The organism is Caballeronia sp. AZ10_KS36, from assembly GCF_023631105.1.
Taxonomy (GTDB): domain Bacteria; phylum Pseudomonadota; class Gammaproteobacteria; order Burkholderiales; family Burkholderiaceae; genus Caballeronia.
In genome coordinates this window covers 22,961-46,861 of record NZ_JALQDQ010000010.1, presented here as the reverse complement: position 1 = coordinate 46,861, position 23,901 = coordinate 22,961, and the positions used below count along the sequence as shown (strand labels likewise).

At 65.0% G+C, this 23,901-nt stretch carries 21 protein-coding genes; 15 read left to right on the top strand and 6 right to left on the bottom strand.

What is annotated here, in order from left to right:
- Positions 1–67: 67 nt before the first annotated feature.
- A complete protein-coding gene (locus tag NCR35_RS06195) occupies positions 68–538 on the bottom strand; it encodes a BCAL1086 family glycoprotein (protein ID WP_250533655.1) in 471 nt (156 codons plus the stop codon).
- A 239-nt stretch (positions 539–777) separates the two neighbouring features.
- On the opposite strand from NCR35_RS06195, the gene NCR35_RS06190 reads away from it, so the two are divergent.
- The 6 genes from NCR35_RS06190 to NCR35_RS06165 all read left to right on the top strand — a co-directional run bounded on the left by NCR35_RS06190 (position 778) and on the right by NCR35_RS06165 (position 11,240).
- Entirely contained in the window at positions 778–1,086 is a 309-nt protein-coding gene (locus tag NCR35_RS06190) for a hypothetical protein (RefSeq protein ID WP_250533654.1), read from the top strand.
- Between the two features lie 467 nt (positions 1,087–1,553).
- Positions 1,554–2,393 (top strand): IclR family transcriptional regulator, encoded by an 840-nt coding sequence (locus NCR35_RS06185; RefSeq protein WP_250533652.1) that lies wholly within the window; start codon positions 1,554–1,556, stop codon positions 2,391–2,393.
- A 279-nt stretch (positions 2,394–2,672) separates the two neighbouring features.
- Entirely contained in the window at positions 2,673–4,031 is a 1,359-nt protein-coding gene (locus NCR35_RS06180) for an MdtA/MuxA family multidrug efflux RND transporter periplasmic adaptor subunit (RefSeq protein ID WP_250533651.1), read from the top strand.
- Positions 4,032–4,047: 16 nt separating this feature from the next.
- Complete coding sequence (locus NCR35_RS06175; protein WP_250533650.1) at positions 4,048–7,173, top strand: MdtB/MuxB family multidrug efflux RND transporter permease subunit; 3,126 nt, start codon at positions 4,048–4,050, stop codon at positions 7,171–7,173.
- A gap of 3 nt (positions 7,174–7,176) precedes the next feature.
- Entirely contained in the window at positions 7,177–10,512 is a 3,336-nt protein-coding gene (locus NCR35_RS06170) for an efflux RND transporter permease subunit (protein WP_250533649.1), read from the top strand.
- 68 nt (positions 10,513–10,580) lie between these two features.
- Positions 10,581–11,240: an SDR family oxidoreductase gene (locus tag NCR35_RS06165; RefSeq protein WP_250533648.1), complete on the top strand. Its 660-nt coding sequence runs from the start codon at positions 10,581–10,583 to the stop codon at positions 11,238–11,240.
- Between the two features lie 6 nt (positions 11,241–11,246).
- On the opposite strand, the gene kdpE is transcribed toward NCR35_RS06165, so the two are convergent.
- The 4 genes from kdpE to NCR35_RS06145 are packed head-to-tail and all read right to left on the bottom strand — an operon-like array spanning position 11,247 to position 14,204.
- Entirely contained in the window at positions 11,247–11,945 is a 699-nt protein-coding gene (gene kdpE / locus NCR35_RS06160) for a two-component system response regulator KdpE (protein WP_244848307.1), read from the bottom strand.
- 49 nt (positions 11,946–11,994) lie between these two features.
- On the bottom strand, positions 11,995–12,969 hold the full coding sequence (locus NCR35_RS06155) for a quinone oxidoreductase family protein (RefSeq protein ID WP_250533647.1): 975 nt from the start codon (positions 12,967–12,969) through the stop codon (positions 11,995–11,997).
- Between the two features lie 32 nt (positions 12,970–13,001).
- Positions 13,002–13,391: a methylglyoxal synthase gene (locus NCR35_RS06150; protein WP_244848305.1), complete on the bottom strand. Its 390-nt coding sequence runs from the start codon at positions 13,389–13,391 to the stop codon at positions 13,002–13,004.
- Positions 13,392–13,424: 33 nt separating this feature from the next.
- Positions 13,425–14,204: an SDR family oxidoreductase gene (locus NCR35_RS06145; protein WP_250533644.1), complete on the bottom strand. Its 780-nt coding sequence runs from the start codon at positions 14,202–14,204 to the stop codon at positions 13,425–13,427.
- Positions 14,205–14,491: 287 nt separating this feature from the next.
- On the opposite strand from NCR35_RS06145, the gene upp reads away from it, so the two are divergent.
- From upp to rng, 9 genes are all read left to right on the top strand, one after another.
- Positions 14,492–15,145: a uracil phosphoribosyltransferase gene (gene upp / locus NCR35_RS06140; RefSeq protein WP_175939928.1), complete on the top strand. Its 654-nt coding sequence runs from the start codon at positions 14,492–14,494 to the stop codon at positions 15,143–15,145.
- A 293-nt stretch (positions 15,146–15,438) separates the two neighbouring features.
- The gene (locus NCR35_RS06135; RefSeq protein WP_206467882.1) at positions 15,439–16,167 is read left to right on the top strand and encodes a YebC/PmpR family DNA-binding transcriptional regulator; all 729 of its coding nucleotides are present in this window, start codon (positions 15,439–15,441) and stop codon (positions 16,165–16,167) included.
- A gap of 198 nt (positions 16,168–16,365) precedes the next feature.
- Positions 16,366–17,655 carry a phosphoribosylamine--glycine ligase gene (gene purD, locus NCR35_RS06130; protein ID WP_250533642.1) on the top strand — a complete coding sequence of 430 codons (1,290 nt, stop codon included), beginning with the start codon at positions 16,366–16,368 and terminating at the stop codon, positions 17,653–17,655.
- 111 nt (positions 17,656–17,766) lie between these two features.
- Complete coding sequence (gene hemF, locus NCR35_RS06125) at positions 17,767–18,726, top strand: oxygen-dependent coproporphyrinogen oxidase (protein WP_250533640.1); 960 nt, start codon at positions 17,767–17,769, stop codon at positions 18,724–18,726.
- The gene (locus NCR35_RS06120) at positions 18,717–19,415 is read left to right on the top strand and encodes a nicotinate-nucleotide adenylyltransferase (protein ID WP_250533639.1); all 699 of its coding nucleotides are present in this window, start codon (positions 18,717–18,719) and stop codon (positions 19,413–19,415) included. Before hemF ends, NCR35_RS06120 begins: the two co-directional genes overlap by 10 nt.
- Positions 19,416–19,428: 13 nt before the next feature.
- A complete protein-coding gene (gene rsfS, locus NCR35_RS06115) occupies positions 19,429–19,890 on the top strand; it encodes a ribosome silencing factor (RefSeq protein WP_250533638.1) in 462 nt (153 codons plus the stop codon).
- Positions 19,891–19,904: 14 nt separating this feature from the next.
- A complete protein-coding gene (gene rlmH, locus NCR35_RS06110; protein ID WP_250533637.1) occupies positions 19,905–20,375 on the top strand; it encodes a 23S rRNA (pseudouridine(1915)-N(3))-methyltransferase RlmH in 471 nt (156 codons plus the stop codon).
- 90 nt (positions 20,376–20,465) lie between these two features.
- Positions 20,466–21,092: a Maf family protein gene (locus tag NCR35_RS06105; RefSeq protein ID WP_250533636.1), complete on the top strand. Its 627-nt coding sequence runs from the start codon at positions 20,466–20,468 to the stop codon at positions 21,090–21,092.
- Positions 21,093–21,099: 7 nt separating this feature from the next.
- A complete protein-coding gene (gene rng, locus NCR35_RS06100) occupies positions 21,100–22,569 on the top strand; it encodes a ribonuclease G (protein WP_206467875.1) in 1,470 nt (489 codons plus the stop codon).
- Here the strand turns inward: rng and NCR35_RS06095 are convergent.
- On the bottom strand, positions 22,496–23,860 hold the full coding sequence (locus tag NCR35_RS06095; RefSeq protein WP_250533635.1) for an O-antigen ligase family protein: 1,365 nt from the start codon (positions 23,858–23,860) through the stop codon (positions 22,496–22,498). The genes rng and NCR35_RS06095 overlap by 74 nt on opposite strands.
- Positions 23,861–23,901 lie beyond the last annotated feature (41 nt).

Here is a 23,901-nt window from a genome sequence, read left to right as displayed (position 1 = left end):
GCTGACCCGCGCGCGCCGCGCACTGTCGAGGTAACCGAATGTTAAGCGGACCTGCTCGAACGCGCGCTTACTTGTCCATGTCCGTGCGTGTGCCGGCGGCATCGCTCGCCGAGTCGGAACCGGACGCCTGCGTGCCCGATGCACCGCCGTCCTTCGCCGACCACTCCTGCAGCTTGCGGCCCGCCGTCTGCAATCCCGCGCCGGTGGCGCTCGCGGCATCGGCGATGGCGGCGTTCGTGGCGCTCGCCGCGTTCTGCAGATTCGCCCGCGCCGACGCGGCCACGCTGCTCGCCGACAAGTCCGGCGCAGAGCCGGCGTGATCGAAACTCTGTTGTGCCGACTGCTTCGCCGCGTCGAACTTCTGGCCGACGTAGCTCGCCGCCTGATCCAGTTTTTGCGTCGTCTGACTTGCAAGATTGTTGTAGGCGTTCGCGGCCTGGCCGGCGGCGGCGTCGTGCTTCTCGCATGCGGCGAGCACGCCGAGCACGGCGAGCGCGAATGCAATGCGCGCGATTGGAGTCATCGAGTAAGTCTTCATGGTGCTGCCTCCTGCTTCATGCCGAGATTCGGGCGCATCCCGAAACGCGGGCTCATCATACGCCTCGAACTCCGCAACTCGCGAAACCTTGCATTGCAAGCGAACTGCGGCGACCTCGGCGGGGCGGCCGACGCGCTCAATAGAATGTTTCCTCTACATTTAGGACACTTCTGGTTTTGGCATCGTCCGGTCGGGTCTATATTCGCCGCAGTCTCGCCCGCTCCCACCGAAACCCCGCCATGATTTACATGAACCTCGCCATCGCCCTCGTCGCCGGGTTGATGCTCTTCGAACCCTTCACCCGCGCCCCCGTCTCCCGTTTCACCACGCATCGCATGCGCCGCATTCTCGCGAAACGCTCGTACTATCAGGCGGGCGGCGCCTTTTTCGCCGCGCTCGTCGTCGCAACGAGCCAGCCCGCGCCCGAACGCGTCTCGCCGCTTCTCGTGATGGGCGTCGCCTCGGCGCTGCTGGCAGCGAGCCTGTACTGGATCGTGCGCGGCAAGTTGTTGCTCCGGCAACGCCGCGTCTTCAACGAACTGCATTAATCCCTCCGCGCGGCGCATTCTGACGCCGCGCTCGCTCGTCGCGCGAATTCAATAAACACTGCATACGTTTTCGGCGTATATTCGGGCCGAACCGGCTCCAGGCAATCAACGAAAAGCAACCGACGAAAAAAAAGGCGCCACGTTTCCGTAGCGCCTTAAAAGTTCTAGCCATTCCGAGGGCCGTGCTAGAACCTGAGAGACTGTATTCGAAGCCTGGAGCGGGAAGCGGTGGCGCACGTCGCCCAGTCGTTTCGAAATCGGATTCCATTTTTTCCGGGATCACTGCTCAAGTCAAGCAAAATTTCAGCGTCCGGGCATCTGCCCAACGGTGTGTCCCGGAATCGGTTCCGAGCACGTCGTTTTAGCACGGGCAGCTTATCATCGGGCCTTGCATCGCTTGCAAGCTTCAGGCGTCGCCTGAATGGAATGTTCCACTCAGCATTCGAAACGATGTTTCACAAAAAAAGATGCCCACGATGAGCGACCGGTCGTCGAGCCGCACAAAAACGAAAGACAGGGATAGCGACGAAGTCACCGCCCTCGCGCGCGGTCTCGATGTGTTGCGCCGCATTGCCGCTGCGGACGCCCCGGTCAGCAATCGCGAACTGACCGAATGGACCGGCATTCCTAAACCCACTGTGTCGCGGATCACGGCCACGCTCGTCGGCGCGGGACTGCTGCTGCGTCTGCCCGACAGCGAGCGCTTCGTCCTGACGGCGTCGGTGCTGGAACTCAGCAACGGCTTCCTGCGCAACTTCGACATCCGCGCGCGAGCGCGGCCGTTTCTGATCGCGCTCGCCGAACGCACAGGACTCAGCGTGCATCTGGCCGTGCGCGACCGGCTCGAAATGGTCGTGATCGACGCCATCCGGCCGCGTTCCGCCGTGCTCGTCTCGCGGCTCGAAGTAGGCGGCCGAATGGATCTGAGCCGCACGGCCGTCGGGCGCGCGTATCTCTCGGTTCTGTCGGACGCCGACCAGCAGGCGCTGATCGGGAGCCTCCAGACTGCATCCGGCGACGACTGGCCGACCATCTCCGGCGCCTTGCAGCGCGGCCTCGAGGACGCCCGCCGCCGTGGTTTTGCGATTTCGCTCGGTGAATGGCATCAGGGCCTGAATGCGGTGGCCGCGGGCTTCGTCGGGCCGTCGCAGGAACGCTATTCGGTCAACTGCGGCGGCGCGGCGCATCAGTGTCCGCACGAGACGCTGGTCACGTCCGTCGTGCCCGCCCTGCTCGATTGCGTCGCCCAGATCGCGCGCGAGATCGGCGGCACAGCGGGCGCCGCGCCGTCTGCCAGAAGCAATTAAACTTACGCGCTTTGCCGCACGCGTCGGGGGCCTTCCTCATCGCGTGTAACGCTCGTAATCATCCGAAAGAAAGCCCGGTGGACGGGCATGGGCGCGCGACGTAGCATCATGCTTCGCGCGCACCGGGGCCGCGCCGGGACCTCTGGCTCAGGCTCTGTCCAGCCTAGAACGCGCGGGCCGCGCCCGCCGCCTTTCCCCGGCTTTTCCCCGACCGCATCGCGAGATGCCGCCCATCCGCGCCCCCGTACGACAGACTTGGAAAGACCCAGCCACCACACGATGGACGACCGAAAGAACCCTCCCGCCGAGCCGCGCACGACGCCCGCGCGCCCCGCCGATCCCACTCCGACTGCCCCGCCCGTCACTACCGCCGCGCCGCGCCGCCGCCGTCTCGTGCCGCTTGTCGTGGCCGTACTGATCGTCGCGGGAGCCGTTGCGTGGTGGCATCCGTGGAATCGCGGCGGCACGGCGGGCTCGCCGCAGCAGGCGAGTCAGGGCGGACGGCGCGGCGGCGCGAACGCGATGAACCAGCCGCAGCCGGTGCATGTGGCCACCGTGTCGCAAGGCGAGATGCCGGTCGTCATCAATGCGCTCGGCACGGTCACGCCGCTCGCGAACGTCACCGTCAAGACACAGCTCAACGGCACGCTAATGGAAGTGGCGTTCCGCGAAGGCCAGATGGTCAAGAAGGGCGATCTGCTCGCGCAAATCGACCCGCGCCCCTACGAGATCTCGCTGCGCAACGCGCAAGGCACGCTCGCCCGCGATCAGGCGCTGCTGCAAACCGCGCGGCTCGACTTGCAGCGGTATCAGACGCTGCTCTCGCAGGATTCCATCGCCAAGCAGCAGGTGGACACGCAAGCCTCGCTCGTCAAGCAGTACGAAGGCGCGGTGACGTCCGACCAGGCCAACGTCGATACGTACAAGCTCGACCTCGCCTATGCGCGCATTACGGCGCCAGTTTCCGGGCGCGTGGGCTTGCGTCAGGTCGATCCGGGCAACTACGTGACGACGGGCGACACGAACGGCGTGGTCGTCATCACGCAATTGCAGCCGATCAGCGTGATCTTCACGACCTCGGAGGACAATCTCGCCGCGATCATGAAGCCGCTGCGCGCGGGCGTGAAGATGTCGGCAACGGCCTATGACCGCGCGAACACCACGGCGCTCGAATCCGGCTATCTCGAAACCGTCGACAACCAGATCGACACGGCCACGGGCACCGTGAAGCTGCGCGCCACCTTCGACAACAAGGAAAACCGGCTCTTCCCGAATCAGTTCGTGAACACGAAGCTGCTCGTCGACGTCATCAAGGACGCGATCATCGTGCCGACCTCGGCGGTGCTCAACGGCTCGTCCGGTTCGTTCGTCTATGTCGTGAAGCCGGACAACACGGTGACCGTGCGCAACGTGAAGACCGGCCCGGTCGATGGCGAGCGCACGAGCATCAAGTCCGGCCTGCAAGCGGGCGAGCGCGTGGTAATCGACGGCTCGGACCGCCTGAAGGAAGGCGCGAAGATCACGATTCCCGCCGAACGCGCGAACGCTGCGTCGGGGGCGTCGGGCGCGGGGGCGGCTTCAGGCGCATCGGGCGCGCAGCACGGCGGGCATCATCGCCGTCAGCAACAGCAGCAGTGAACCTTAAGCCTCGCGCATGAATCCCTCCCGCATATTTATTCTGCGACCGGTCGGCACGGCGCTGCTGATGGCGGCGATCATGCTCGTCGGCCTCGTCGCGCTGCGCTTTCTGCCGCTGTCCGCGCTGCCCGCCGTCGACTATCCGACGATTCAGGTTCAGACCTTCTATCCCGGCGCGTCGCCGGACGTGATGACCTCCAGCGTCACCGCGCCGCTTGAAAAGCAGTTCGGGCAGATGGCGAGCCTGAACCAGATGTCGTCGCAGAGTTCGGCGGGGGCATCGGTCATCACGTTGCAGTTCAGCCTCGACTTGCCGCTCGATATCGCGGAACAGGAAGTGCAGGCCGCCATCAATGCAGCGGGCAATCTGCTGCCGTCCGACCTCCCCGCCCCGCCGATCTACGCGAAAGTGAACCCCGCCGACGCGCCGATCATGACGCTTGCGATCAGTTCCAAGACGCTGCCGCTTACGCAGGTGCAGGATCTCGCGGACACGCGGCTCGGGCAGAAGATTTCGCAGGTCGCGGGCGTGGGCCTCGTGTCGGTGAGCGGCGGCAACCGGCCGGCCGTGCGCATTCAGGCCAATACGCGGGCGCTTGCCTCGTACGGGCTCAATATCGACGATCTGCGCACCACGATCTCGAACCTCAACGTCAACACGCCGAAGGGCAATTTCGACGGCCCGACGCGCGCCTACACCATCAACGCGAACGATCAGCTCACCGACGCCAACGCGTACAAGAGCGCGGTCGTCGCGTACCGCAACGGGCGGCCGGTGATGCTGACGGACGTCGCGACCATCGTGCAGGGACCGGAGAACACGAAGCTCGGCGCGTGGGTCGATTCCACGCCCGCCATCATCCTGAACGTGCAGCGTCAGCCCGGCGCGAACGTGATTCAGGTGGTGGACGGCATCAAGAAGCTGCTGCCGCAGTTGCAGCAGTCGCTGCCGGCCGCGCTCGACGTGCGCGTGGTCACGGACCGCACCACGACCATTCGCGCCTCGGTGCGCGACGTGCAGTTCGAGCTGGCGTTGTCCGTCGTGCTGGTGGTGCTCGTCATTTATCTCTTCCTCGCGAACGTCTACGCGACCATCATTCCGAGCCTGTCGGTGCCGCTCTCGCTCGTCGGCACGCTCGCGGTCATGTACCTGTGCGGCTTCTCGCTCGACAACCTTTCGCTGATGGCGCTCACCATCGCGACAGGCTTCGTCGTGGACGACGCCATCGTGATGATCGAGAACATCGCGCGTTACGTGGAGGAAGGCGAAGCGCCGCTCGATGCGGCGCTGAAAGGCTCGCGGCAGATCGGCTTCACGATCATTTCGCTCACGGTGTCGCTCATCGCGGTGCTGATTCCGCTGCTCTTCATGGGCGACGTCGTCGGGCGGCTCTTCCATGAATTCGCGATCACGCTCGCGGTGACCATCGTCATTTCGGCGATCGTGTCGCTCACGCTCGTGCCGATGATGTGCGCGAAGCTGCTGCGCCATACGCCGCCGAAGGACAGCAAGCGGTTCGAGGCGCGGGCGCATCGGTTCATCGACTACGTCATCGGCCGCTATGCGGTGGCGCTCGAATGGGTGCTCGACCGGCAGCGCGCGACGCTCGTGGTCGCGCTGCTCACGCTCGTGCTCACCGGCGTGCTCTATGTGTTCATTCCGAAGGGCTTTTTTCCGACGCAGGACACGGGCGTGATTCAGGCGATCACGCAGGCACCGCAGGCGGCGTCGTATCAGGCGGTCGCGCAGCAGCAGCAGGCGCTCGCGGCGAAGATTCTGCAGAACCCGGACGTCGAGAGTCTCACCTCGTTCATCGGCGTGGACGGCACGAACATCACGCTCAACAGCGGCCGCATGCTCATCAACCTGAAGCCGCGCGACGACCGCAGCAACACGTCGAGCGAAATCATCCGCTCGATTCAGGACGAAGTGGCGGACATTCCGAGCATCAAGCTCTATATGCAGCCGGTGCAGGACTTGACGATCGACTCCACGGTCAGCCCGACGCAGTATCAGTTCATGCTGACGGACCCGAATCCGGCCGAGTTCGCGCAATGGGTGCCGAAGCTCGTCGACCGGCTGCAACATACGTCGATTCTCACGGATGTCGCGACCGATCTTCAGCAGAACGGCCAGTCGGTGTACGTGGAAATCGACCGCGAAACGGCGGCGCGCTTCGGCATCACGCCCGCGACGGTGGACAACGCGCTCTACGACGCGTTCGGCCAGCGCATCATTTCGACCATCTTCACGCAGTCGAACCAGTACCGCGTGATTCTGGAAAGCGAGCCGACCGACGCGCACTACAGCGAGACGCTCAACGGCATCTATCTGCCCTCTTCCACCGCGACCAACGGACAGGTGCCGCTCTCGGCCATCGCCAAGTTCCACGAACGCGCCGCGCCCTTGCTCGTCACGCACCTCGGGCAGTTCCCGGCGACGACCGTCTCGTTCAACCTCGCGAAGGGCGCCTCGCTCGGCGCGGCGGTGAAGGCGATCGAAGAGGCGAAGAACGAGATCGGCTTGCCGGCATCGTTCCAGATCCGCTATCAGGGCGCGGCGCTCGCGTTCCAGGCGTCGCTGTCCAACGAACTCTTCCTGATTCTCGCGGCCATCGTCACGATGTATATCGTGCTCGGCGTGTTGTACGAGAGCTTCATCCATCCGATCACCATTCTCTCGACGCTGCCCTCGGCCGGCGTCGGCGCGCTGCTCTCGCTGATGATTACCGGGCACGATCTGGACATCATCGGGATCATCGGCATCGTGCTTCTGATCGGCATCGTGAAGAAGAACGCGATCATGATGATCGACTTCGCGCTCGAAGCCGAACGCGAGCAAGGCAAGCCGCCGCGCGAGGCCATCTTTCAGGCGTGCCTGTTGCGCTTCCGGCCGATTCTCATGACCACCATGGCCGCGCTGCTCGGGGCGCTGCCGCTGATGCTCGGCTGGGGCGCGGGCTCGGAGCTGCGCCATCCGCTCGGCATCGCGATCGTCGGCGGGTTGATCGTGTCGCAACTGCTCACGCTCTTCACGACGCCCGTGATCTACCTCGGCTTCGATTCGCTCGGCCGCAAGCTGCGCGCGCGCTTCGGCGGCGACGGCATGAGCGCGCCGCGTCCGGCCAGCGACGTGGAGTAACGCATGAACCTGTCGCGCCTTTTCATCGACCGGCCTGTGGCGACGACGCTGCTCGCCGTCGGCATCGCGCTCGCCGGCATGTTCGCGTTCGTGAAGCTGCCGGTCGCGCCGCTGCCGCAGGTCGACTTCCCGACCATCTCCGTGCAGGCGTCGCTGCCGGGCGCGAGCCCGGAGACCGTGGCGACGAGTGTAGCCAGTCCGCTCGAACGGCATCTCGGCAGCATCGCGGACGTGAGCGAGATGACGTCGATGAGTTCGGTCGGCAGTACGCGCATCACGCTGCAATTCGGCCTGAATCGCGATATCGACGGCGCCGCGCGCGACGTGCAAGCCGCGATCAACGCCACGCGCGCCGATCTGCCGACTTCGCTGCGCAGCAATCCGACGTATCACAAGGTCAATCCCGCCGACGCGCCGATTCTCGTGCTCGCGCTGTCGTCGCCCACGCGCACGGCGGGCTCGCTCTACGATTCCGCCGCGACCGTGCTGCAACAGACGCTTTCGACGGTGCCGGGCGTCGGCGAAGTCGACGTGAGCGGCTCGGCGAATCCGGCGGTGCGCGTCGAACTGGAGCCGGGCGCGCTCTTTCACTACGGCATCGGGCTGGAGGACGTGCGGGCGGCGCTCGCATCGGCGAACGCGAACAGCCCGAAAGGCGCGATCGAGTTTCAGGGCACGCACGTCCAGCTCTACACCAACGATCAGGCGAGCAAGGCCGCGCAATACAAGGACCTCGTGATCGCGTATCGCAACGGCTCCGCGGTGAAGCTCTCGGATGTCGGCGAAGTGGTCGATTCAGTCGAGGACCTGCGCAATCTCGGCCTCATCAACAACAAGCACGCGGTGCTCGTCATCCTGTACCGGCAGCCGGGCGCGAACATCATCGAGACCATCGATCGCGTGAAGGCGATGGTGCCGCAATTGCAGGCCGCGCTGCCCGCCGACGTGGAAATCACGCCGACCGCCGACCGCTCGACCACCATCCGCTCGTCGCTGCACGACACCGAGCTCACGCTCGTGATCGCGGTCGCGCTCGTCGTGATGGTCGTGTTCCTGTTCCTGCGCAACTGGCGCGCGACGCTGATACCGAGCGTCGCGGTGCCGATCTCGATCATCGGCACGTTCGCGGCGATGTACCTGCTCGGCTTCTCGCTCGACAATCTCTCGCTGATGGCGCTGACCATCGCGACGGGCTTCGTGGTCGACGACGCCATCGTCGTGCTCGAAAACATCGCGCGGCATGTCGAAAAAGGCGTGCCGCGCATGCAGGCCGCGATCATCGGCGCGCGGGAAGTCGGCTTCACCGTGCTGTCCATCAGCGTTTCGCTCGTGGCCGTGTTCCTGCCGATCCTGCTGATGGGCGGCATCGTCGGGCGGCTGTTCCGCGAATTCGCGCTGACGCTCTCGCTCGCCATCGCCGTGTCGCTCGTCGTGTCGCTCACCGTCACGCCGATGATGTGCTCGCGCCTGCTCGAAGAAGCCCACGAAAAGCGCGAGGAAGGACGCGTCGCGCGCTGGCTGGAACGGCAATTCGAGCGCATGCAGCGCGGTTACGCGCGCACGCTCGGCTGGGCGCTCGGGCATCCGCGCACTATCCTGCTGATTCTGCTCGCGACCATCGGCCTCAACTTCTATCTGTACGTGATCGTGCCGAAGGGCTTCTTCCCGCAGCAGGACACGGGGCGCATCATCGGCGGCATTCAGGCGGACCAGAGCACGTCGTTTCAGGCGATGAAGGTCAAGTTCTCGGAGATGATGCGCATTGTCGAGGCCGATCCCGCCGTGGATAGCGTCGCGGGTTTCACGGGCGGACGCTCGACCAATTCGGGCTTCATGTTTATCTCGCTCAAGCCGAAGAGCGAGCGCAAGATTTCGGCGGATCAGGTCATCAACCGCTTGCGCCGTCCGCTCGCTAATGTCGCGGGCGCGCGCACGTTCCTTCAGGCGGTGCAGGACATTCGCGTGGGCGGCCGGCAGTCGAACGCGCAGTATCAGTTCACGTTGCTCTCGGACACGACCTCCGACCTGTACACGTGGGCGCCGAAGATCACCGAGGCGCTGCAACACCGCCCCGAGCTGACCGACGTGAACTCGGATCAGCAACAAGGCGGTCTCGAAGCGATGGTCACGTTCGACCGCGCGACCGCCGCGCGCCTGAACATCAAGCCCGCGCAGATCGACAACACGCTCTACGACGCGTTCGGCCAGCGGCAGGTCTCGACCATCTACAACCCGCTGTCGCAATATCACGTCGTCATGGAAGTCGCGCCTAAGTACTGGCAAGACCCGGAAATGCTGAAGCAGATCTACATCAGCACGTCGGGCGGCACGGCGAGCGGCGCGGCATCGACCAATTCCACGACGACTTCCAGCGCGACGAGCACGGCATCCACATCCGCGACGGGTTCGACCGGCGCGGGCGGATCGTCGACCAGCACGGCCGACACCACCGCCGCGCTCGCGCTGGAATCCGTGCGCAATTCCGCGACCAACGCCATTGCGGCGAGCGGCAAGTCGGGATCGTCGTCGGGCGCGGCGGTGTCCACGTCGAAGGAAACGATGGTACCGCTATCAGCCATCGCGAAGTTCGGGCCGGGCAACACGCCGCTTTCGGTGAATCATCAAAGCCAGTTCGTCGCCTCGACTATTTCGTTCAACTTGCCGCCGGGTAAGTCGCTCTCGGCCGCCACCGCCGCGATCTACGAAACGATGGCCGAGCTGGGCGTGCCGCCGACCATTCACGGCAGCTTCCAGGGCACGGCGCAGGCATTCCAGCGATCGCTCAACGACCAGCCGCTTCTCATTCTCGCGGCGCTTGCGGCGGTGTATATCGTGCTCGGCATTCTGTACGAGAGCTACATCCACCCGATCACCATTCTTTCGACGCTGCCGTCCGCGGGCATCGGCGCGCTGCTCGCGCTGCTGCTCTTTCACACGGAGTTCAGCATCATCGCGCTGATCGCGGTCATTCTGCTGATCGGCATCGTGAAGAAGAACGCGATCATGATGGTGGACTTCGCGATCGAAGCGACGCGCCACGGCGCGAAGACCTCGCGCGATGCGATCGAGGAAGCGTGCCTGCTGCGCTTTCGCCCGATCATGATGACGACCGCCGCCGCCCTGCTCGGCGCGCTGCCGCTCGCGTTCGGCACCGGCGAAGGCTCGGAGATGCGCGCGCCGCTCGGCATCGCGATTGTCGGCGGCCTGATCGTGAGTCAGATGCTGACGCTTTACACCACGCCTGTCGTGTATCTGTACATGGACCGCATCCGCGTGCGCGGGGAAGCGCGGCGGGCGCGTCGCAAGGACGGCGCGAGTCCTGCAAGCGCGGTCGAATGACGTTACGCTGGCAAGGGCCGCGAAAATGGCCTACGGTGTTCTGACCGTCCACGCAAGGAGCGTCTCGAATGAAGGCGATGAGAGTCCTGCTGATCGGCGCGCACGGCCGCACGGGCCGCCATGTCGCGCGGCGTTTGCATGAAGAAGGCATTCCTTTTCGCGCGCTGTTGCGCAAGTCCGCGCACAAGAGCGAGTTCGCCGCGCTCGGCGCGCAGATCGTGCTCGGCGATCTGACACACGACTTCTCGCATGCGCTGGACGACATCACGCACGTCGTCTATGCGGCGGGTTCGGCGGAATCGGAAGGCGTGAGCGAGGAACGCGACATCGACCGCGACGCCGTCATGCGCACCGCCGATTACGCGAAGCGCCGCCGCGTGCGGCAACTGGTTGTGGTGAGCGCGTTGTCCGCGTATCAGCCGCAGCGCAGTCCGCTCGCGCTGCGCCACTACTCACGCATGAAGCGCGAAGCCGACGATTACGTCGCCCGCCGCGGCGTGCCGTACGCGATCCTGCGGCCGGGGCCGCTTTCGGATGCGCCGGGGCGCGGGACGATCGCGCTCGCCGACGAACGCGTCGAACAGATGCCGGCGGTGTCGCGCGAAGACGTCGCGGAAGTGGCGATGCGATGCCTGCTGCTCGGCGTGACAAATCGCATAATCGGCTTCGTCGGCGGCGACGTGCCTATCGACGATGCGCTCGATGCGCCCGCTGCCGCTACGGCGTAAGCGCTTTCAGTTCGCGCCGGCGAGCCGGTAGCCGACGCCCGTTTCCGTGACGATATGCTCCGGCTGCGCGGCGTCGCGTTCGAGCTTCTGCCGCAGATGCGCCATGTAGATGCGCAGGTAATGCGGACTCTCGACATGCGACGGCCCCCACACTTCGCGCAGCAAATGCCTGTGCGTCAGCACGCGACCCGCGTCGCGCACGAGCGTCGCGAGCAGGCGATATTCGATCGGCGTCAGATGCACGCTTTCGCCGTTTCGCGTGACGCGCCGTAGCGCTAGATCGACCGTGACATCGCCGAAGCTGACCACGGGCGTTTCGCTCGCCGCAGTCTGATTGCGCCGCCGCAAGTGCGCGCGGATACGCGCCATCAGTTCCGAGACGCCGAAGGGCTTGGTCAGATAATCGTCCGCGCCTGCATCGAGCGCGGCGACTTTCTCTTCTTCCTGCGTGCGCGCCGAGAGCACGATCACCGGCACCTCGGTCCAGCTACGCAACTCGCGGATCACGTCGATGCCATCGGTATCGGGCAGGCCGAGATCCACGATCACGAGATCGGGCTTGCGCGTGGCCGCCGCGATCAGCCCTTGCTGGCCGGTCTCGGCCTCGAACACGGTCATCTGCTGCGCTTCGAGCGACACGCGCACGAAGCGCCGGATCTGCTTTTCGTCTTCGATCAGGACGACGGTAAAGGACGGCTCGCTCATCGTTTGTTATGGGTAATGGAGTCGAGCCGGCCGCGCGGCATCCTCGCGCTCAAGGCAAAAGTATGGTGGACCCGGTCGTCTTGCGCGCTTCGAGTTCTTCGTGGGCGCGCGCCGCGTCCGCGAGCGGATAGCGCTGCCGCACGTTCGTCTTGACCTTGCCCGACGACACCATATCGAACAGGTCGGCGGCCATCGTATCGAGATCGCTGCGCTTCGCGATATAGCTGAAGAGCGTCGGACGCGTGAAGAAGAGCGAGCCGCGCCCGGCGAGTTCCGACGAATCGATGGGCGGCAGCGGCCCCGACGAATTGCCGAAGCTCACGAAGAGGCCGAGCGGCGCGAGGCAATCGAGCGAGCCCACATAGGTGTCCTTGCCGATGGAATCGTAGACCACGGGCACGCCCGCGCCGTTCGTGATCTCGCGGACCCGTTGGGTGAAATTCTCGCGCGTGTAGACGATCGGATGATCGCAGCCGTGCTCTTTCGCCAGCGCCGCCTTCTCGTCCGATCCGACCGTGCCGATGACCGTCGCGCCGAGCGCCTTCGCCCACTGGCACGCGAGCATGCCGACGCCGCCCGCCGCCGCGTGAATGAGCACGGTGTCGCCCGCCTTCACGCGATACGTCCGGCGCAGAAGATATTGCGCCGTCAGCCCTTGCAGCATGATGGACGCGGCATCTTCGTAGCCGATCGCATCCGGCAGCTTGACGACGTAATCCGCCGCCATCACGCGTTCTTCCGCATACGCGCCCGGCGGACGCGACGCATACGCCACGCGATCGCCCGGCTTGAATTGCGTCACGCCCTCGCCTACCGCCGTGACTTCGCCCGCGCCTTCCATGCCGAGGCCGCCGGGCAGCGGCATCGGGTAGAGGCCGGTGCGGAAATACACGTCGATGAAGTTGAGCCCCACCGCATGATGCTTCACGCGGATTTCGCCCTTGCCCGGCTCGCCCACGTTCACATCGACCCATTTCATGACTTCGGGGCCGCCGGGTTTGTCGAATCGGATTGCCTTGGTCATCGCTCGAACGTCTCCTTCGTTTCGTGGATGCTTCAGCGCGCCCGCGTGAGCCGGGCGCGCAACTCGTCGAGAATCATGCGCGCGGTGGACACGTTGGTCGCGCACGGCACGTTATGCACGTCGCAGGCGCGCACCAGCGCGTTGATGTCGGGCTCGTGCGGCTGCGGCGTCATCGGATCGCGCAGAAAGATCACCACGTCGACGCGCCCTTCCGCCAGTTCGCCGCCGATCTGCAGGTCGCCGCCATGCGGGCCGGACAGCTTGCGCTCGACGTCGAGCCCGTGCGCCGCCGCGATGCGCGCGCCCGTGGTGCCGGTCGCGACCAACTGGCATTGCGCCAATGTGTCGACGTACTCGCCCGCGAGCGCGACGATGTCGTCCTTTTTCATGTCGTGCGCAATCAGCGCGACGCGTGTGCTCATGTGCTGCCTTCTCCCCTCTTGTCGTGTCGCCGGTCAGTAGGTGCCAGGATAAGCGCCGCCGTCGATCAATATGTTCTGGCCGATGATATAGCCGGCATGGACGCTGCAGAGGAACGCGCAGGTCCGCCCGAACTCGTCCGGATTGCCGAAGCGCCCGGCCGGAAGACTCTGCGCGCGACGCGCACGCGCCTCTTCGATGGAGATGTTCTGCGCCTTGGCCTGCGCCTCGAAGGTGACGGCGACGCGGTCCGTGTCGAACGTGCCTGGCAGCAGATTGTTGATGGTGACGCCGGTGGCCGCGACCTTGCGCGCCACGCCCGCGACGAAGCCCGTGAGTCCCGAACGCGCGCCGTTCGACAGCCCGAGCACGTCGATAGGCGCCTTTACCGACGAACTCGTGATATTGACGATGCGCCCGAAGCCGCGATCGATCATGCCGTCGATGGTCCGCTTGATGAGCTCGATCGGCGTCAGCATGTTCGCTTCCAGCGCCTTGATCCACATGTCATGCGTGAAGTTGCGGAAGTCGCCCGGCGGCGGGCCGCCCGCGTTGTTCACCAGAATGTCCGGCTGCGGACAGGCCGCGAGCGCGGCGTCGTGGCCTTCGGGCGTCGTGATGTCGCACGCGACGGCCTGCACGTTCACGCCATACTGCGCGCGGATGCTCGCCGCCGTCGCTTCGAGCGTCTCGGCCGTGCGCGCCGTGATGACGAGATTCACGCCCTCGGCGGCCAGCGCCTCCGCGCAGCCGCGCCCGAGTCCTTTGCTTGCCGCGCACACGAGCGCGGTGCGCCCTGCGATTCCCATATCCATCGTCCGTCCTCCATGATCGTCGTTTAGTGTTCGAATCGGTTCCAAGCGTGGCAGCGTGGCAGCGTGGCATCGTTGCACGCGTCGAAACCCTCTCGCGCATTCTAGAAGAATCGGGGCGGCAACGTCGGCGCATGCATGGCCGCATCGCGGGCGATTATTCTTAGGTCATGGCGGCCTTTTCGGTAAACTGTCGCCACTGTCGGCCCGGCGCTCTCCGAAAAGCGCGCCGCGCGCGACCGCCCACGGCAGGACCATCACCCGAGCAGGACGCGCATTGCGCGAGACCCATGAAACAAGACAGCCGCTTTCCCAATCTCTTCATCCTCAATCACCCGCTGATCCAGCACAAGCTCACGCACATGCGGGACAAGGACACGTCGACGCGCACGTTCCGCGAGTTGCTGCGGGAAATCACGCTGCTGATGGGCTATGAGATCACGCGCAACCTGCCGTTGACGACTAAGCGCGTGGAAACGCCGCTCGTGGAAATCGACGCGCCGGTGATCGCCGGCAAGAAGCTCGCGATCGTGCCGGTGCTGCGCGCGGGCATCGGCATGTCGGACGGCCTGCTCGACCTCGTTCCGTCGGCGCGGGTCGGGCATATCGGCGTGTATCGCGCGGACGATCATCGGCCGGTGGAGTATCTCGTGCGCCTGCCGCCCGATCTCGAAGAGCGCGTGTTCATTCTCTGCGATCCGATGGTCGCGACCGGCTACTCCGCCGTGCACGCCGTCGACGTGATGAAGCGGCGCAACGTGCAAGACGAGAACATCATCTTCGTGGCACTCGTCGCCGCGCCCGAGGGCGTAAAGGTGTTCCAGGACGCGCATCCGAACGTGAAGCTCTACGTGGCGTCGCTGGATTCGCATCTGAACGAGCATGCGTATATCGTCCCCGGTCTCGGCGATGCCGGCGACCGCCTCTTCGGCACGAAGAACTGACCGCTCGTCCGGTTTTACGGCCCGACCGCCGCCCGACCGCCGCGCCCTCGCGCGGCGGTTTCGTTTTGACGGCCGGCCGGCGCGCACGCCGCTGTCCGGGCGTTGCGCCATGCTAAAATTTTGGTCTGTTTCCGATCCGGAATCGACGCGCGTTCGAGCATTGCGCCGCGTCTCCGGGCGGACCCGGCAGCCGCTTGGAAGCACTCAGCGAGGCAGCGCGCAGGCCGGTCGATAATCACGCATCACAGCACACTAGGCGCACGAATTCACGCGGCGCGCGACGGAGAAAGGTAATGGCGGGTCATTCGAAATGGGCCAACATCAAGCATAAGAAAGCAGCGGCCGACGCGAAGAAAGGCAAGATCTGGACGCGCCTCATCAAGGAAATCCAGGTCGCGGCCCGCATGGGCGGCGGCGACATCGACTCGAATCCGCGCCTGCGGCTCGCCGTCGACAAGGCCTACGACGCGAACATGCCGAAGGACAACGTCAATCGCGCGATCCAGCGCGGCGTCGGCGGCGTCGATGGCGCGAACTACGAAGAAATCCGCTACGAAGGCTACGGCATCGGCGGCGCGGCGATCATCGTCGACACGATGACGGACAACCGCACGCGCACGGTCGCGGAAGTGCGCCACGCATTCTCGAAGTTCGGCGGCAACATGGGCACGGACGGCTCGGTGTCGTTCATGTTCGACCACGTCGGCCAGTTCCTGTTCGCGCCGGGCACGCCCGAAGACAAGCTGATGGACGCGGCCCTCGAAGCAGGCGCCGACGACGTCGTGACGAACGAAGACGGCAGTATCGAAGTGCTCTGCCCGCCGAACGACTTCCAGAAGGTGAAGGACGCGCTCGAAGCCGCGGGCTTCAAAGCCGAACTCGCCGAAGTCACCATGAAGCCGCAGACGGAAGTCGAATTCAGCGGCGACGACGCAGTGAAAATGCAAAAGCTGCTCGACGCGCTGGAAAATCTCGACGACGTGCAGGAAGTCTATACGAACGCCGCAATCAACGACGAGTAACGAGGAGCAGGCAGCCGCCGCGCTCGGTGGTTTCGCCGCGCCGCGACTGGAACGGCTTTCGCTTGGCTTCGACGATTGAAAGGCGCGTGACGCAGCCGATGTCCGCGCGAGCCGCCTTTCGACCGCTCTGACCGCGCCGCAACCAGGCGCGTACGCGTGCGCGGCCACAGTTTTCATTCAAGCTTTTCGGGGATTCAAATGAAGTTACTCGTCGTCGGTTCGGGCGGTCGGGAACATGCACTGGCATGGAAGCTCGCGCAGTCGCCGCGCGTGCAGATCGTCTATGTGGCGCCCGGCAACGGCGGCACCGCGCAGGACGAGCGCCTGCGCAACGTCGATATCACGGACCCGGCCGCGCTCGCCGATTTCGTCGAGAAGGAGCACGTTTCGCTGACCGTCGTGGGTCCGGAAACGCCGCTCGCGGCGGGCATCGTGAACCTGTTCCGCTCGCGCGGGCTGAAGATCTTCGGGCCGACGAAGGAAGCCGCGCAGCTCGAAAGCTCGAAGGACTTCGCGAAGGCGTTCATGAAGCGCCACAACATTCCGACGGCCGAGTACGAGACCTTCACGGACGCCGCCGCCGCGCACGCCTACATCGACGCGAAAGGCGCGCCGATCGTCGTGAAAGCGGACGGACTCGCCGCCGGCAAGGGCGTGGTCGTCGCGATGAGCGCCGAAGAAGCGCACGCCGCCGTCGATTCCATGCTCGCCGACAACCAGTTCGGCGATGCGGGCGCGCGCGTGGTCATCGAAGAATTCCTGACCGGCGAGGAAGCGAGCTTCATCGTGATGGTGGACGGCAAGCACGTGCTGCCGCTCGCTTCCAGCCAGGACCACAAGCGCCTGCTCGACGGCGACAAGGGCCCGAACACCGGCGGCATGGGCGCGTATTCGCCCGCGCCGATCGTCACGCCGCAACTGCACGCCCGCGTGATGCGCGAAATCATCCTGCCGACGGTGCGCGGCATGGAGAACGAAGGCATCCGCTATACCGGCTTTCTGTATGCGGGCCTGATGATCGACGCGAACGGCAATCCGAAGACGCTCGAATTCAACTGCCGAATGGGCGACCCGGAAACGCAGCCGATCATGGCGCGCCTCAAGGGCGATTTCTCGAAGGTCGTGGAAATGGCCATCGACGGCAAGCTCGACGGCGCGGAACTGGAGTGGGATCGGCGCACGGCGCTCGGCGTCGTGCTGGCCGCGCACAACTACCCGGACGCGCCGCGCAAGGGCGACCGCATCAACGGCATTCCGGCCGAAACGGAGAATGCCGTGACGTTCCACGCGGGCACGACGCTGGCTGACGGCAAGCTGACGACCTCGGGCGGACGCGTGCTGTGCGTCGTCGGGCTGGCGGATTCGGTGCGCGGCGCGCAATCCGTGGTCTACGATACAGTCAATCAGATCTCGTTCGACGGCATGCAGTATCGCCGGGACATCGGTTACCGGGCGGTGAGCCGCAAGCAGGCCGACCGCCACGGGTGACGCGGAGTTTTCCGCTTCGCCGAACCCGCGCTGCCGGACCTCGTGTCCGGCAGCGCGTTTTGAAGAGAACCACGACTTTCGCGCCAGCCGGCTGGCGCAGTGCATCCATCGATGAGTGAACCGAAACGCAGCGCGGACCGCGAGGCACAAAGAGACGCATCGCACGATATCGCGGCGGTGCGCGACTATCTGACGGGCCTGCAAACGCGCATCGCCGACACGCTCGGCGCGTTCGACGGCACGCCCTTCGCCACCGACGCCTGGACTCGCCAGCCGGGCGCGCATCTGCGCGGCGGCGGCGTGACGCGCATTCTCGAAGGCGGCGGGTTTTTTGAGCGGGCCGGCATCGGTTTCTCGGACGTCGCGGGCGACGCCCTGCCGCCTTCGGCCAGCGCGGCGCGTCCGCAACTGGCAGGCCGCGGCTTCGAGGCGCTCGGCGTCTCGCTCGTCATGCATCCGCGCAATCCGCACTGCCCGACCGTGCACATGAACGTGCGCATGCTGACGGCGGTCGCGCCCGGCGAAGCGCCGATCTTCTGGTTCGGCGGCGGCATGGACCTCACGCCCATCTACGGTTACGAGGAAGACGCGGTGCATTTTCATCGCGTATGCCGGGAAGCGCTGCAACCGTTCGGCGCGGACCTGTACCCGCGCTTCAAGACGTGGTGCGACGAGTACTTCTACCTCAAGCATCGGAACGAACAGCGCGGCATCGGCGGGATCTTTTTCGATGATTTCTCCGAGCCGGGCTTCGAGCGTTCCTTCGCGATGATGCGAAGCGTCGGCGATGCGTTCCTTGCGGCGTATCTGCCGGTCATCGAGCGGCGGCGCGACACGCCGTACACCGAGCGCGAGCGCGAATTTCAGGCGTACCGGCGCGGGCGCTACGTCGAATTCAATCTCGTCTTCGATCGCGGCACGCATTTCGGTCTGCAAAGCGGCGGCCGCACCGAGTCCATTCTCATGTCGATGCCGCCGGTCGCGAACTGGCGCTACGACTGGCAACCGGAGCCCGGCACGCCGGAAGCGCGGCTGTACCGGGACTTTCTGGTGCGCCGCGAATGGCTGTGATCTCCGCCGCCACTCCGGACGCGCCGTGCGAGAAGCGCGTCGGCCTGCTCGGCGGCACGTTCGATCCGATTCACAACGGACATCTCGCGCTCGCCCGGCGCTTCGCCGCGCTATTGCAGCTGACCGAACTCGTGCTGCTGCCGGCCGGCCAGCCGTGGCAGAAGGCGGGCGTCTCGGCGCCGCATCATCGGCTTGCGATGACACGCGCGGCGGCGCAATCGCTCGATCTCGGCGGCGCGAGAATTACCGTCGCGACCGATGAAATCGAGCGCGACGGCCCCACTTACACCGTCGACACGCTCGCTCAGTGGCGCGAGCGCGAAGGCGCGGGGGCGTCGCTTTCGCTTCTGATCGGCGCCGATCAGCTCGTGAAGCTCGATTCATGGCACGACTGGAAGCGGCTTTTCGACTACGCGCACATTTGCGTCGAGGCGCGGCCGGGCTTCGATCTGCGTGTGCTGCCCGACGAAGTGGCGCAGGAAGTGGCCGCCCGCCGCGCGTCGGCGGACGTGCTCTGCGCGAGTCCGCGCGGTCATGTGCTGATCGACGAATCACTTTGCCTCGACGTCTCCGCCACGGCGATCCGCGAGCACGCTCGCACGCAAGACGGCACGCGCGAACTGCGCGCTCAGGTCCCTTCCGCCGTATGGGACTATATTGTTCAACATCACCTGTACCGGACACGGTAAAGACACAGCAACCATGGAACTTCAAAAGCTGCAACGCGCGATCATCGACGGTCTCGAAGACGTCAAGGCGCAAGACATCAAGGTGTTCAACACGAGCCACCTGACGTCGCTGTTCGACCGCGTGGTCGTGGCGAGCGGGACGTCGAACCGGCAGACCAAGGCGCTTGCCAACAGCGTGCGCGAAAAGGTCAAGGAAGCGGGTGGCGACATCATCAGCACGGAAGGCGAAGAGATCGGCGAATGGGTGCTGGTCGATTGCGGCGACGCGGTCGTTCATATCCTGCAACCGGCGCTGCGCCAGTACTACAACCTCGAGGAGGTCTGGGGCGACAAGCCCGTGCGCGTGAAGCTGCAAAAGCCGAACATGTTCGGCGGCGCGAGCGTCACCGATGACGACGAGGAAGACGAAGACACGGATGACAACAAGCCCGCGGTGAAACGCCCGGCGCGCAAGACCGCGCGCAAGCAGGCCTGAAGGCTCGCGCCTTCATGAAGCTCTACATCCTGGCCGTCGGACACAAGATGCCCGACTGGATCGAAAGCGGGTTCGACGAGTACGCGAAGCGCATGCCGCCCGAGCTGCGCATTGAACTCAAGGAAATCAAGCCCGAGCAACGCTCGTCCGGACGCAATGCCGAGAGCGTGATGACTGCCGAGCGGCAGCGAATTCAAGCCGTGTTGCCGAAGAACGCGCGCGTCGTCGCGCTCGACGAACGCGGCCGCGACTGGACCACGATGCAACTCGCGAACGCCCTGCCCGGCTGGCAGCAGGACGGGCGCGATGTCGCGTTCGTGATTGGCGGCGCCGACGGCCTCGCGCCCGAAGTGAAGGCGCGCGCCGAACTGATGTTGCGCGTCTCCAGCCTTACGCTGCCTCACGGCATGGTTCGCGTGCTGCTGGCCGAACAGCTTTACCGCGCGTGGAGCATCACGCAGAATCATCCCTACCATCGCGCGTGAGTCCGGGCCGCTGGGCTTTGCGCTCAGGTCTTCGTTCAGGCTTGCTGTGCGGTCCGACCACGCGCGCACTTCTTCGAGACCTTTTCGCCGATGCCCGCTCACTCCTCCGCTTACCCCTTCGTTTATCTCGCCTCGCAAAGCCCGCGCCGTCAGGAGCTGCTTCGGCAACTGGGCGTCCAATACGAACTGCTGCTGCCGCGCCCCGATGAAGACGCCGAAGCCCTCGAAGCCGAGCTTCCGGGCGAGGCCGCGGACGCGTACGTCGTGCGCGTCTGCGCGCTGAAGGCGAAGGCGGCCCGCGCGCGTTTGATTGCCGGCGGACATGCACTCGCGCCGATTCTTGTCGCCGATACAACCGTCACCATCGACGGTCTGATTCTCGGCAAGCCTTTGCATGAAGCCGATGCCGTCGCGATGCTCGAACGCCTCGCCGGCCGCGAGCACGAAGTGCTGACCGCGCTTGCGGTCGTGGATGCCGAAGGCACGCTGCTGGAAGTCGCGCTGTCGCGTTCGACGGTGCGCTTCGCCGCTGTCGAGCGTGCTGCGCTGCAACGCTATGCCGCGACGGGCGAGCCGCTCGGCAAGGCGGGCGCGTATGGCATTCAGGGCCGCGCGGCGGCGTTCATCGAGCGAATCGAGGGGTCCTATTCGGGTATCATGGGTCTGCCCCTTTTCGAAACCGCAGCACTCTTGCGCGTGGCGCGCGTCGAATTCTAAACAGGCCATGAACGAAGAAATCCTGATCAACGTCACACCGCAGGAAACCCGCGTCGCACTGGTTCAGCAAGGCGCCGTTCAGGAGCTTCACGTCGAGCGCACGCTTTCGCGCGGGCGCGTCGGCAATGTGTATCTCGGCAAGGTCGTGCGTGTGTTGCCGGGCATGCAGTCCGCGTTCATCGACATCGGTCTGGAGCGCGCCGCGTTTCTTCATGTGGCCGATATCTGGCATCCGCGCATCGCGGGCGAGGCGCATGGGTCCGCCGCGCATGTTCCGATCGAGAAGATCGTGTTCGAAGGCCAGGCGCTGATGGTGCAGGTCGTGAAGGACCCCATCGGCACGAAGGGCGCGCGGCTGTCGACGCAGGTGAGCATCGCGGGACGCACTCTCGTGTATCTGCCGCAGGAGCCGCATATAGGCATCTCGCAGAAGATCGAAAGCGAGGCGGAACGCGAGGCCGTGCGCGCGCGCCTGACGGCGGTGCTGCCCGCCGACGAGAAAGGCGGCTACATCGTGCGCACCATCGCGGAAGATTCGTCGAGCGAGGAGCTGGCCGCCGATGTCGCCTATCTGCGCAAGACGTGGGCGACCATCGTGACACAGGCGCAGCGCGTGCCGCCGACCACGCTGCTCTATCAGGACTTGAACCTCGCGCAGCGCGTGTTGCGCGATTTCGTGAACGACGAGACCACGCGCATTCAGGTCGATTCGCGCGAGACGTATCAGATGCTCGCGGACTTCGCGGCGGAGTTCACGCCCGCGGTGGCGTCGCGCGTGCATCACTACACCGGCGAGCGGCCGCTTTTCGACCTGTACAACATCGAGGCGGAGATTCAGCGGGCGCTGTCGCGGCGAGTGGATCTGAAGTCAGGCGGCTACCTGATGATCGACCAGACCGAGGCGATGACGACCATCGACGTGAACACGGGCGGTTATGTGGGCGCGCGCAATTTCGACGACACCATCTTCAAGACGAACCTCGAAGCGGCGCATACCATCGCGCGGCAGCTGCGTTTGAGGAACCTCGGCGGGATCATCATCATCGACTTCATCGACATGGAGAATGTCGAGCATCGCGATCAGGTGTTGGGCGAACTCAAGAAAGCGCTGTCGCGGGATCGCACGCGCGTGACGGTGAATGGCTTTTCGCAACTGGGACTTGTCGAGATGACGCGCAAGCGCACGCGTGAATCGCTCGCGCATGTGTTGTGCGAGCCGTGCCCGACGTGTCAGGGCAAAGGGCAGGTCAAGACGCCGCGGACCGTCTGCTACGACGTGCTACGCGAAATCATGCGCGAATCGCGGCAGTTCAACCCGCGCGAGTTTCGCGTGGTGGCGTCGCAGCAGGTCATCGACCTGTTTCTAGAGGAAGAGTCACAGCATCTCGCGATGCTGATGGATTTCATCGGGAAGCCGGTTTCGTTGCAGGTGGAGTCGAATTTGAGTCAGGAGCAGTATGACATTGTGTTGATGTAAAACACCGCCCTTCTGCCCCGACGCGTTCGCAACGGGGCGCGGCGCTGATCAGTATGCCGATGAGAAAAATGAACAGGTTTCCCTCGGTGAAATTGAGCAACAAGGAATTGGCGAGACAGCCGAAGACGAAGGCGAAGAGATAGCCGTTTGCCACATCGCGCGAAGGCTCGACCAGGCGCTGACATTCCCTGGCAACCGCGATCAGGAACCACACGAAGAGCGCGACGCCGATCAGCCCGAGCTGCACGCCCATCAAAAAGAACTCATTGTGTGGATTGCCCGCCATGGCCGCCCGCGCGCCGGTCTGCGTGCTGGCGAGCCGCTCGAACTGACTGCGTACGCTTCCCACACCGTAGCCGGCAATGGGCCGGTGCGCCATCAGTTCGATGCTGCGCCGATAGAATTCGAGCCGCACGCCCATCGACGTATTCTTGTTCTGCGTTTCGAACTGCGTGACTTCCTGCGCCGTATCGGCAAGGCGCGAGTCTTTCGAATACAACACGAACGCGGCGACGCACGCGCACACCGTCAATGCGCCGAGCGCCACGATCCAGCGCGTGCGTTTGTCGTAGCGACGAAACCGCGTCGCGTGCACCACCAGAAAAATGGCGATATACGCGATCGCCACGACCTGCCCCGTGCGCCCCTGAAGCACGAAGAGGACGTTCACCATCGCGGCCAGCGCAACCAGATACAGCGCCTTGCCGCCCGCGTTCTTCGTCGCTTTGGCAAGCGAAAACGACAGGCATACGAGAAACGCCATCATGAGGCCGCCCGAGATGTGGTCCTTGAACACCCAAGGTCGGGTCATCGCGTCGGTGCCGTGCATCGGGCCGACCGCCGTCCAGCCGAAGTAGTTCGTGTACGTGAGCACCATCGTCAGGACGAGCGTCGCTAAGAGGCCCCACACGGCCGCCCTCGCCCAGGCGGACGAGTTGTCATCGCCGAAAACGAGAACGAGCAGCGGAATGAACAGGAGCTTGCGGTACTTCATCAGGAAGTCGAACGCTTCGTGTACGCCGGGCGAGCTATACGCGAGGCTCACCGTCAGCGCGGCGAAAAGCACGAGAGCGGCGAAGCCGGCTGGCGAGCGCATGCGCAACGCGGGCGCGCGCCGCCAGACTTCCGGGGACGTCAACGCGAGCAAGGCGAACGCGCCCGAGGCGAGATTGACTCCCGCGGTCGAGATGGGCACGAGCCAAAGCGTGACGATGGCGAACCACCTCGCCAGAACCAGCTGGTAGGACTCGGTGCCCGTGCGGCCCAGCCTCGAGATTGTGTTGACTTGCATTATGTTGTTCCGCTACCCCGTTTTTCGGGCGTCGTCGCGTC

Bases quoted from the DNA above. Each gene is read 5' to 3' on its own strand.
- purD (WP_250533642.1), top strand. From the start codon at position 16,366: ATGAAGTTACTCGTCGTCGGTTCGGGCGGTCGGGAACATGCACTGGCA.
- NCR35_RS06095 (WP_250533635.1), bottom strand. From the start codon at position 23,860: ATGCAAGTCAACACAATCTCGAGGCTGGGCCGCACGGGCACCGAGTCC.
- NCR35_RS06185 (WP_250533652.1), top strand. From the start codon at position 1,554: ATGCCCACGATGAGCGACCGGTCGTCGAGCCGCACAAAAACGAAAGAC.
- NCR35_RS06180 (WP_250533651.1), top strand. From the start codon at position 2,673: ATGGACGACCGAAAGAACCCTCCCGCCGAGCCGCGCACGACGCCCGCG.
- hemF (WP_250533640.1), top strand. From the start codon at position 17,767: ATGAGTGAACCGAAACGCAGCGCGGACCGCGAGGCACAAAGAGACGCA.
- kdpE (WP_244848307.1), bottom strand. From the start codon at position 11,945: ATGAGCGAGCCGTCCTTTACCGTCGTCCTGATCGAAGACGAAAAGCAG.
- NCR35_RS06155 (WP_250533647.1), bottom strand. From the start codon at position 12,969: ATGACCAAGGCAATCCGATTCGACAAACCCGGCGGCCCCGAAGTCATG.
- NCR35_RS06195 (WP_250533655.1), bottom strand. From the start codon at position 538: ATGAAGACTTACTCGATGACTCCAATCGCGCGCATTGCATTCGCGCTC.
- NCR35_RS06135 (WP_206467882.1), top strand. From the start codon at position 15,439: ATGGCGGGTCATTCGAAATGGGCCAACATCAAGCATAAGAAAGCAGCG.
- NCR35_RS06170 (WP_250533649.1), top strand. From the start codon at position 7,177: ATGAACCTGTCGCGCCTTTTCATCGACCGGCCTGTGGCGACGACGCTG.
- rsfS (WP_250533638.1), top strand. From the start codon at position 19,429: ATGGAACTTCAAAAGCTGCAACGCGCGATCATCGACGGTCTCGAAGAC.
- NCR35_RS06105 (WP_250533636.1), top strand. From the start codon at position 20,466: ATGCCCGCTCACTCCTCCGCTTACCCCTTCGTTTATCTCGCCTCGCAA.
- upp (WP_175939928.1), top strand. From the start codon at position 14,492: ATGAAACAAGACAGCCGCTTTCCCAATCTCTTCATCCTCAATCACCCG.
- NCR35_RS06150 (WP_244848305.1), bottom strand. From the start codon at position 13,391: ATGAGCACACGCGTCGCGCTGATTGCGCACGACATGAAAAAGGACGAC.
- NCR35_RS06120 (WP_250533639.1), top strand. From the start codon at position 18,717: ATGGCTGTGATCTCCGCCGCCACTCCGGACGCGCCGTGCGAGAAGCGC.
- rng (WP_206467875.1), top strand. From the start codon at position 21,100: ATGAACGAAGAAATCCTGATCAACGTCACACCGCAGGAAACCCGCGTC.
- rlmH (WP_250533637.1), top strand. From the start codon at position 19,905: ATGAAGCTCTACATCCTGGCCGTCGGACACAAGATGCCCGACTGGATC.
- NCR35_RS06190 (WP_250533654.1), top strand. From the start codon at position 778: ATGATTTACATGAACCTCGCCATCGCCCTCGTCGCCGGGTTGATGCTC.
- NCR35_RS06145 (WP_250533644.1), bottom strand. From the start codon at position 14,204: ATGGATATGGGAATCGCAGGGCGCACCGCGCTCGTGTGCGCGGCAAGC.
- NCR35_RS06165 (WP_250533648.1), top strand. From the start codon at position 10,581: ATGAAGGCGATGAGAGTCCTGCTGATCGGCGCGCACGGCCGCACGGGC.
- NCR35_RS06175 (WP_250533650.1), top strand. From the start codon at position 4,048: ATGAATCCCTCCCGCATATTTATTCTGCGACCGGTCGGCACGGCGCTG.